Source organism: Nocardioides sp. (assembly GCF_034670285.1).
GTDB lineage: Bacteria > Actinomycetota > Actinomycetes > Propionibacteriales > Nocardioidaceae > Nocardioides.
In genome coordinates this window covers 1-8155 of the sequence record NZ_JAXMNS010000149.1, presented here as the reverse complement: position 1 = coordinate 8155, position 8155 = coordinate 1, and the positions used below count along the sequence as shown (strand labels likewise).

Sequence of the window (8155 nt, the reverse complement as noted above, 5' to 3'; positions counted from 1 at the left end):
GCCGACGGTGTCGGCGACCAGCCCTCGGATCTCCTTGGCCGAGTAGGCCTGCGTCGTGGCGGCGTCGAGGGCGACGCCGACGTGCAGCGTCTCGATCGCGCCCGGGGCGGTCTCCCGTCGCTCCACGACGGTGTCGATGGCGTTGTCCTGCGTCTGCTGCTCGTTGGTGTAGGAGCTCTCGCCCGCGGCATCGGCGCCAGTCGCACCGAACTCCCCGTCGGGGCCCACGACGCCGCCGGCGCCGGACCCGCCGGCAGGTCCCTGGTAGACCTCGGTGCTCGAGCTGGACGACAGCGGAAGCGCGTCGGGGTCGGCGCGGTAGTCGGTGCTCTCGGTGATCGAGGTGTCGAAGTCGAGCGACGCGGTGACCTGCACCGTCGAGTTGCCCGGACCCACGACGCGGTCGAGCATGCCCTGCAGGCGGGTGTGCAGCTGGTCCTGGACGGCGGCGACCTGCTGGTCGCGAGCGCTGCCGTCGATGCCGCCGACCCCGTCGGGCGACGACAGCACGCGGCCGGTGGAGTCGGCGACGGTCACGTCGGCCGGGTCCATCCCGTCGACGCTCGAGGCCACGAGGTGGACGATGGCCTGCACCTGCTGCGGCTCCAGCGAGCCGCCGGTGCGGGTGCTCACGAGCACCGAGGCCGTGGGCGGGGCCTGCTCGTCGGCAAACACCTGCCGCTCGGGAAGGGCGAGGTGGACCACGGCGGTGTTGACGTCGTCCAGGCCCTCGACGGTGGCCGACAGCTCACCCTCCATGGCCCGCTTGAAGCCGGTCTGCTCCTGGAACTGCGACGTCGACAACCCCTGGTCGTCGAGGATCGAGTAGCCGCCACTCGCGCTGCCGGGCAGCCCCTCGGCCGACATGTCGAGGCGCAGCTTGTAGACCGCGTCGCGCGGCACCATGACCGTCGATCCACCGTCGGTGAGCTCGTACGGCGTCCCAGACGCGTCGAGCTGCTCGACGATGGCGGAGGCGTCGCTGGAGGAGAGGTCGGAGTAGAGCGGGGTGTAGCTCGGCGCCGACGCCCAGCTGAAGACCATGAAGGCAGCGAGCACGAGCGCGCCGGTGCCCACGAGGGAGACGACCTTCTGCCCGACGGTGAAGTCGGCGAAGGTGCGCTGGTACCGGCCCAGCGTGCGGGTGAGGGTTTCCTTCATCGTCCGTTACCCGACCTGCATGCGCATGATCTCGCTGAAGGCCTCCACGGCCTTGTTGCGCAGTGCGACGGTGACCTGGGTCGAGACCTGCGCCTGGGTCGCGGCGATCGTGTAGTCGTGGATGTTCTGCAGCTCGCCGGTGGCCGCCTGCACCGCCAGCTTGTCGGCCGACTGCTGCACGCCGTCCAGCCGGTCGAGGCCGTCGAGCACCAGGTCGCCGAAGCTGCCGCTCGCAGCGCCGGCACCGGCGGTCCGGCCGGACGCCGGCGAGGCCTGCGGCGGCGCGAGCGGCGTGAAGCCCGTCGCTCCGGCGGCGCCGAACGACCCGAGGGACTCGATCCCGTTGATGCTCATCAGCGTCCGATCCCGATCGCGGTGGTGTAGGTGTCCTGGGCGAACGACACGACCTGCGACGAGGCCTGGAAGCCGCGCTGGGCCATGATCAGCTGGCTCATCTGGGAGGCCATGTCGAGGGCCGGGGCGCGCACGTAGCCGTCGGCGTCCGCCAGCGGGTGGGACGGGTCGTGCACGAGGAGGCCCTCGGCGTCACTCAGTGCCGACCCGGTGATCTCGACGCCGCCGGCGGCGCGGGCCGACACCATGACCATCTCGGCCTGGAAGGCGTTGTCGGTGGTGGCGCGCATGGTGTTGCTGTTGGCGATGTTGCTGCCCAGGGCGTCGAGCCAGGTCTGGTGCGTGCGCAGCCCGGAACCGGCGATGCCGAGCGCGTCGAAGGCGCCCATCAGTAGGCTCCGGCCGCAGTGCGGATGAGCTCGAAGCGGTCGGTCACCGCGCGCGAGAGCAGCTGGTACTGGAACTGCGACTGGACCGCGGCGAGGGTCTCGGCACCGAGGTCGACGTTGTTGCCGTTGGCGCCCACCGGGGCCTGCGAGGCCACCAGGCCGGGCGACTGCCCGGCGAGGACGTCGACGGTCGATCCTTCCGCTGCCACGGCCGCGCGCAGCGTGCTCTCGAAGTCGACGGCCGAGGCACGGAACCCCGGGGTCTCGAGGTTGGCGATGTTGTCGGCGATCGTGCGTTGACGCAGGGCGAGAGAGTCCAGCGCGAAGCCGAGGACGGACGACACCGAGCCAGAGCCGGCGTAGGCGGAGACGGACACGAAGAGACCTCCCGCAGAAGCGGAGTTCGTGCCGATCCTTCGGCGGGGGGTGAGCAGTCCGTGCTCAGGTGATGCATTCGGTCGCTCGCGACCGGAGGTGAGGGAAAAGCCCTCAGAAGTTCTGAGAAGTTTCGAGACGGGCTCAGACGAGCCCGGACAGGCCGGAGGCAGCGGTCAGGGCACGAGCACGACGGCCAGCCGACCGGTGCCGTAGCCCGCCACGTCGACGAAGACGTCCTGCCGGCGCCCGAGCACCTGGGTGCGCATCCGGGCGTCCGCGGGGAGCGGGGAGCCGGCCACGTGCGCGGCATACAGGCGCAGCGGTCGTGAGGTCGCCGAGCTGAAGAGAGAGGTCATCGCCGAGCAGATCTCGTTCACACCCTCCGCCAGGGCTCCCGAGACGGCGCCCAGCTGGATCGCCGAGGTCGCCGACGCCCCGGGCAGCAGTGCCACCGCAGCGCCGGCGAAGGCTGACAGCGGGAGGTCGAGGGCCACGACGGCACGCACCGTCAGGGTGTCGTCGACGTAGCTCGCGATGCTGGCGGGATAGAAGTCGCTCACGGCGAACGGCGGACCCGGGCGCAGCGCCACGTCCTTGGCCAGGACGTCGTGGAACAGGTCGCGCAGCTCCTTGGGAGCCGGCAGTTGGAGCGGGCTGGCGATCATGTCGGTCCTATCGGCGGGTCCAGCGCGTGGTTGAGCCAAAGAGGTCGCCCCGCGCACGAGCACGACCCCCACCTCGGGGAGTGAGATGGGGGCCATGGGGGGGGCTTGGGAACCCGCAGGTGTGCTCGCGGTGTCGTGAGGTCAGACGGCGATGTCGACGTACAGCGGCAAGCCGTGCGCGCCGGGGGAGACCCGGGTGACGGCCTCGGCCAGCTCGTGCTGACGCACCGTGGTGCCGATCGAGGTCGCGAGACGCTCCAGGCACTGCAGCTGACGGGCGTGCAGCTCCTCGGCGCGTTCGCGCAGCGCGTCCGGCAGCGGGCCGGCGTGCTCCGGCGCGTCCCAGATGTCGTTGCGCAGCTCGCGGCCGTGGTCGAGGTGGTGCTCGAGCCGGACGACGTCGAGCTCGAGCCGGTCGAGGGCGACCTGCCACGTGCCCATCGGGCTGGTGACGAAGGCGTCGGTGGTGGGGCGCGTGTGCGTGTGGGCGAGGGTCGGGCGGCTCATGCCGCGCCCGCCGACTGCATCGCAGCCTCGCGCCAGGTGGCGCACAGGTCGGTGGCGAGAGCCAGGCAGGACTCGGTCAGCGCCAGGTCCTTGGTGACGTTGGCCCGCACGAGCTGACGGTGGAGGTAGTCGTAGAGCGAGGCCAGACCGGCGCCGCCCTCCCACTCCGCGTCGACCCGCAGGCTGGCGTGGAGCTCCAGGACGATGTCCTGGGCGTGCATCAGCTGCTGGTGAGCATCCTGGGGGGCACCGTTGCGCTGGAAGTCGCGTGCACGGGTGATGTCGAGGACGAGCCGCTCGTAGAGCATCACGAGCAGACGAGCGGGGCTTGCGGTCGCGACCGATGCATCCATGTATGCGGCGCGGGCGTTGGGTGTCATGGGGTGCCTTCCTTAGCTTCCCTGGTTCTTCCCGGTGGGTGGTGGTGCGACTCGCGGTCAGGCGGTGGTGCCCGACAGCGAGGAGAGCTGACCGCTGAGCCAGCTCGACTGGCTGGTCATCTGGTTGAGCGCGGTCTCGAGCGAGGTGAAGGTGCGTTCCAGCGTGATGCGGCGCAGCTCGAGTCGTCGGTCCCACTCCTCGATCGACGTCTCCATCCGTTTGACCCCGTTCTCTCGTCCGGAGATCGCGGTGCTCAACGTGCCGTCGACGGAGTCGCTGGCACCGCCGGCGACCGTCTGGACCCGAGCTGCGAAGCCGGCGCCGGTGGTGGTGAACTGCTCGGCCACGCCGACCGGGTCGGCGGCGTAGGCCTGGGCGAACGCGGTCGGGTCGAACTCGAGCTTGCCGGCGCGGGTGACCTGGATCCCGAGGCCGGCCATCGAGCTGCCGTCGGCGGGGTAGACCGCCTCGAGCAGCGCGTTGCGGAGGCTGCGCACGGTGGAGTTCCCGGTCAGGGCTCCGGCCGTGTTGGTGCTGCTGCTGTACGTCGACTGGCTGTCGATGTCGGTGAGCAGTGCGTTGACCGAGTCGACGAGGCCCTTGATGGAGGCGCTGATCGAGGCGGTGTCACGCTCGACCGTGAGCGTCGAGACCGAGCCCACCGTGGCGGCCGCACCGAGGGTGATGGTGACGCCGGGGAGGACGTCGGTGAAAGTGTTGCTCGCCGAGGTGGCGGTGACGCCCACCCCGAAGTCGATCGAGGCATCGGTGCCGGCTCGAACGGTGGTGCCGCCCAGCAGTGGGCTGCCGTCCTGGGCCGTCAGGTCGAAGTCCGACTCGGCCCCGGTGGTGGCCGACTCCACGATCAACCGATAGCTGCCCTCGCTCACCTTGACGGTGCTGGCGCGCAGGCCGGTCTCCGCGGCGGTGTCGTTGATGGCCGCCACGAGGCCTGCCAACGTGCCGTCGCCGCTGTCGATCTCGACCGGAGAGCCGTCGAAGCGGTCGATCCTGACCATCGTGCCGGCCCCGGTCACCTGGTCGGTGAGTGCGGCGACCTGGGCGAAGCCGAGCTGGTGCGCGACCGCGACCCCGGTGACGGTGGCGGTGAGGTTGATCTTGCCGGCGGCGGCCGTGGCGCTGACCGAGACGGCGCTGTTGGACGAGCTCGTCCGGACCACGTCCCAGGCAGCAGGAGCGGCCAGGGCGTCGGCCTTGCTCGCGAGGAGCGCGGCCTTGGTGTTGAGGGTCCGAAGAGTCGAGATGGTCGACTGCTCGGACGTGACCCGGGTCTTGAGCCGGGTCTGCGGCGCGGCCTCCAGCTGCATGAGCTGGTTGATGATCGTGGCAGTGTCCAGGCCGCTGGACAGACCGCTGATGCTGGCCATCTGTCCTCCTGGTGGGTGCCGGTGGGTGCTGGTGGGTGCTGGTGGAGGCCGGGACGGGGACCGTGTGCGATCCCCGCCCCGGCGGTCAGCGCCGTGTCGGCGGCGCCAGGGGGCGGATCAGCCGCGCAGGAGCGAGAGCACGCTCTGCGGGGCCGAGTTCGCCTGGGCGAGCATCGCCGTGCCGGCCTGCGACAGGATCTGAGAGCGCGTGAAGTTCATCATCTCCGACGCCATGTCGGTGTCGCGGATCCGGCTCTCGGAGGCCGAGAGGTTCTCGACGGCCACGTTGAGGTTGTTGATGGTGTGCTCGAACCGGTTCTGCACAGCACCGAGGTTCGCGCGGGCCGTCGAGATGTTCTTGATCTGCGTGTCGATCGCGTCGATGGCGTCGCGCGACGAGGCCGCCGAGGCGAACGAGATCCCGCCGGTGACCGCTGCGCCCGCAGCGATTCCGGTGCCACCCGGTGCGGTGGTGGCCACGGCGGAGTTGTCGTTGGCCGTGACGACCAGGGCGTTGCTGTCGTTGACGGACGCCTTGAACCCGCTGGAGAAGCCGGTACTGCCGTTGAGGGCGTCGGCGACGTCCTGCACGGTGTTGTAGCTGCCGGCCGCGCCGAGCGTCACGGTGGCCGAGCCGCCGCCGGCGGCGGTGAACGTCATGGCGCCGGTGACCGCGGTCGGTGTGGCCACCGCGAAGGACGTGCCGCCGCCGCTGGTCAGGGCGGTAGCGACTGCAGAGACGTCGGCGGTGTCGAAGTTGAACCCGATGACGTTGTCCCCGACGTTCGAGCCGGCACCGACCTGGAACTCCAGGGTGTTGGCCGAGCCGTCGAGCAGCTTGGTGCCGTTGAAGTTCGTCGAGCCGGCGATGCGGGAGAGCTCCGAGCTGAGCTGCGTGGCCTCGGCGCCGATGGCGTTGCGGGCGTCAGTGCTGTTGGTGTCGTTACCGGCCTGGACGGCCAGGTCACGCATGCGCTGGAGGATCGAGTGGACCTCGGTCAGCGCGCCTTCAGCGGTCTGGACGACGGAGATGCCGTCCTGGGCGTTGCGCACGGCGACCTTGAGGCCACCGGTCTGGGAGCGCAGTCCCTCGGAGATCGCGAGGCCGGCGGCGTCGTCGGCGGCCCGGTTGATCCGGAAGCCGCTCGACAGCTTCTCGAGCGACTTCGACATCTGTCCCTGCGTGACCGAAAGGTTTCGGTACGAGTTGAAGGCGTCGGTGTTGGTGTTGATACGAAGACCCATGATGGTTCCCTCCTGGTGTGAGTCCAGCGAGTCCGTCCTTGGGCTCGCCCCCAACAGATCGGCGGCCCCGGAGTCGGGCTGAGGGATTTCGAGAAGAATTTCTCGGGCGATCTTTCGTCGCTCCCTCGGCGCTCGACGGGTGCCCCCCCCTGACAGCACGGAACCCGCGGAGGCAGCGGCCTCCGCGGGTTCGGTGATGAGGGTGGTGTCAGGCGATCTCGTGCAGGGCGACCACGTTCGAACCGGCGTTCGAACCGGCGTGCTGACCGGTGCGCTGACTGGCGCGCTGGCTGGAGTGACGGGCGGCCACGGCCTCGAAGTAGGCCACGCGACGCTTCGCCGCAGAGCCGTCGGGGCGGGCGTGCGGTGCGAGCAGGTCGGGGTCCAGGGCGCTGTTCATCGCGTCGCGCAGCAGCACCAGGGCCTCGGCCCGGATCTGCGAGATCCGGGACTCCGAGACGCCGAGGGAGTCGGCGATCTCGGCCATGGGCCGCTCGGCGAGGAAGTACTCCTGCACCACGACACGCATGCGGTCGGGCAGCTCCTCGATCGCGGCGGTGAGGTACTGGAGACGTTCGCGGTGCTCGGCCTCGGCCTCAGGACCCGGCGCCGGGCTGACGAGCAGCTCCTCGTACGACGCGTCGGTGCCGGCGTGGAGGGACAGCACGTTGGCGCGGGCCACGTCGCCGTCGTTGTTGGCGACCTCGGCCTCGGTGATGCCGAGGGCGTTGGCGACCTCGGCGTTCTCGGGGTTGCGTCCGAGGATGGACGCGAGTCGCGAGCGGGTCTCGTCGAGGTTGCGACCGCGGCGACGCACCGAGCGCGAGGCCCAGTCGATGCCGCGCAGCTCGTCGAGGATGGCGCCGCGGATCCGGGTGGCGGCGTAGCGGGCGAAGGGGACGCCACGCTCGGGCTCGAAGGAGTGCGAGGCCTTGACGAGGGCGACGAGGCCTGCGGAGCAGAGGTCGTCGCGGCTGACGTGGGCAGGGACCCGGCTCATGGTCTCCCGGACGATGTACGCCACCAAGCTCATGTTGGCGATGATGAGGCCGTCGGAGCCACTTCGGGGGGAGTCGACGGTCTCGTTCATCGTGGTTGACCCGCTCGCCGAGGGTTGTCCTCGGGTACTCGTCGAACGTGTGTCTCCTGCATGGCGTGAGCCCTCCCTGTCACACATCGGCTGCCCTCCCGACCGCCGAAGACCTGATCCTGTCGGAAGTTGCCGTCCGAGCGGAAGGGAATCCGGGTAAATGCGGGTAAAGGTATTCAGAACGGCTCGAAGGGATGGCCGCGTCTGGCCCGAAAGGACCATGTCACCGGGGGTCAGGTGACTACTCGCGACCCGGAGGTCATTTTCTCCCCAGGTCTTCTCAGGTCGCCCCAGGTCGATCCGATGAGTGGTGACACAAGCAGTCCTCACCTACTCGTCGCCCGTGCCGCGGGCGACGTCCGACCTCCGGGAGACCGTCGTGGAGAAGCTCTCCTTGATCCTGTGGCGCGAGCGCGAGCTTCTCGACACGTTGCTCTACCGCCTCGAGGTCGAGCAGCTGGTGCTCGCCGGCGGCCGCACGCACAACCTGGCGCGGGCCGCGCGCGACGTGGAGTCGACCCTCGAGGACCTGCGCTGCACCGAGGTGCTGCGCGCGGTCGCCGCCGACGAGGCTGCCGGCACCGTCGGGCTCGGACC

The 8155-nt window shown here is 70.2% G+C and carries 10 protein-coding genes and 1 pseudogene; 1 reads left to right on the top strand and 10 read right to left on the bottom strand.

Going from position 1 to position 8155, the window contains the following annotated elements; translation table 11 throughout:
• From fliF to VOI19_RS09215, 10 genes are all read right to left on the bottom strand, one after another.
• Nucleotides 1–1161, bottom strand: a 1161-nt coding sequence (fliF, locus tag VOI19_RS09260; protein WP_323792678.1) for a flagellar basal-body MS-ring/collar protein FliF, incomplete at its 3' end; no start/stop codon positions are given.
• A 6-nt stretch (nt 1162–1167) separates the two neighbouring features.
• Nucleotides 1168–1515: a flagellar hook-basal body complex protein FliE gene (fliE, locus tag VOI19_RS09255; protein WP_323792677.1), complete on the bottom strand. Its 348-nt coding sequence runs from the start codon at nt 1513–1515 to the stop codon at nt 1168–1170.
• Complete coding sequence (locus tag VOI19_RS09250) at nt 1515–1904, bottom strand: flagellar basal body rod protein FlgC (protein WP_323792676.1); 390 nt, start codon at nt 1902–1904, stop codon at nt 1515–1517. The genes fliE and VOI19_RS09250 overlap by 1 nt, the downstream gene beginning before the upstream one ends.
• Complete coding sequence (gene flgB / locus VOI19_RS09245) at nt 1904–2281, bottom strand: flagellar basal body rod protein FlgB (protein ID WP_323792675.1); 378 nt, start codon at nt 2279–2281, stop codon at nt 1904–1906. The genes VOI19_RS09250 and flgB overlap by 1 nt, the downstream gene beginning before the upstream one ends.
• Before the next feature lie 174 nt (nt 2282–2455).
• Nucleotides 2456–2947, bottom strand: coding sequence for a hypothetical protein (locus tag VOI19_RS09240; protein ID WP_323792674.1), 492 nt, complete (start codon nt 2945–2947; stop codon nt 2456–2458).
• Nucleotides 2948–3088: 141 nt separating this feature from the next.
• On the bottom strand, nt 3089–3454 hold the full coding sequence (locus VOI19_RS09235) for a hypothetical protein (RefSeq protein WP_323792673.1): 366 nt from the start codon (nt 3452–3454) through the stop codon (nt 3089–3091).
• A complete protein-coding gene (gene fliS, locus VOI19_RS09230) occupies nt 3451–3834 on the bottom strand; it encodes a flagellar export chaperone FliS (protein ID WP_323792672.1) in 384 nt (127 codons plus the stop codon). The genes VOI19_RS09235 and fliS overlap by 4 nt, the downstream gene beginning before the upstream one ends.
• 57 nt (nt 3835–3891) lie before the next feature.
• Complete coding sequence (gene fliD / locus VOI19_RS09225) at nt 3892–5223, bottom strand: flagellar filament capping protein FliD (RefSeq protein WP_323792671.1); 1332 nt, start codon at nt 5221–5223, stop codon at nt 3892–3894.
• Nucleotides 5224–5340: 117 nt separating this feature from the next.
• A complete protein-coding gene (locus VOI19_RS09220) occupies nt 5341–6468 on the bottom strand; it encodes a flagellin (RefSeq protein WP_323792670.1) in 1128 nt (375 codons plus the stop codon).
• Between the two features lie 208 nt (nt 6469–6676).
• A complete protein-coding gene (locus VOI19_RS09215; RefSeq protein ID WP_323792669.1) occupies nt 6677–7558 on the bottom strand; it encodes a sigma-70 family RNA polymerase sigma factor in 882 nt (293 codons plus the stop codon).
• A 310-nt stretch (nt 7559–7868) separates the two neighbouring features.
• Between VOI19_RS09215 and VOI19_RS09210 the strand changes: the two are divergent.
• Nucleotides 7869–8155, top strand: a pseudogene (locus tag VOI19_RS09210) (hypothetical protein); the annotation flags it as partial.

Bases quoted from the DNA above. Each gene is read 5' to 3' on its own strand.
- VOI19_RS09235 (WP_323792673.1), bottom strand. From the start codon at position 3,454: ATGAGCCGCCCGACCCTCGCCCACACGCACACGCGCCCCACCACCGAC.
- VOI19_RS09220 (WP_323792670.1), bottom strand. From the start codon at position 6,468: ATGGGTCTTCGTATCAACACCAACACCGACGCCTTCAACTCGTACCGA.
- VOI19_RS09215 (WP_323792669.1), bottom strand. From the start codon at position 7,558: ATGAACGAGACCGTCGACTCCCCCCGAAGTGGCTCCGACGGCCTCATC.
- fliE (WP_323792677.1), bottom strand. From the start codon at position 1,515: ATGAGCATCAACGGGATCGAGTCCCTCGGGTCGTTCGGCGCCGCCGGA.
- fliD (WP_323792671.1), bottom strand. From the start codon at position 5,223: ATGGCCAGCATCAGCGGTCTGTCCAGCGGCCTGGACACTGCCACGATC.
- VOI19_RS09240 (WP_323792674.1), bottom strand. From the start codon at position 2,947: ATGATCGCCAGCCCGCTCCAACTGCCGGCTCCCAAGGAGCTGCGCGAC.
- VOI19_RS09250 (WP_323792676.1), bottom strand. From the start codon at position 1,904: ATGGGCGCCTTCGACGCGCTCGGCATCGCCGGTTCCGGGCTGCGCACG.
- fliS (WP_323792672.1), bottom strand. From the start codon at position 3,834: ATGACACCCAACGCCCGCGCCGCATACATGGATGCATCGGTCGCGACC.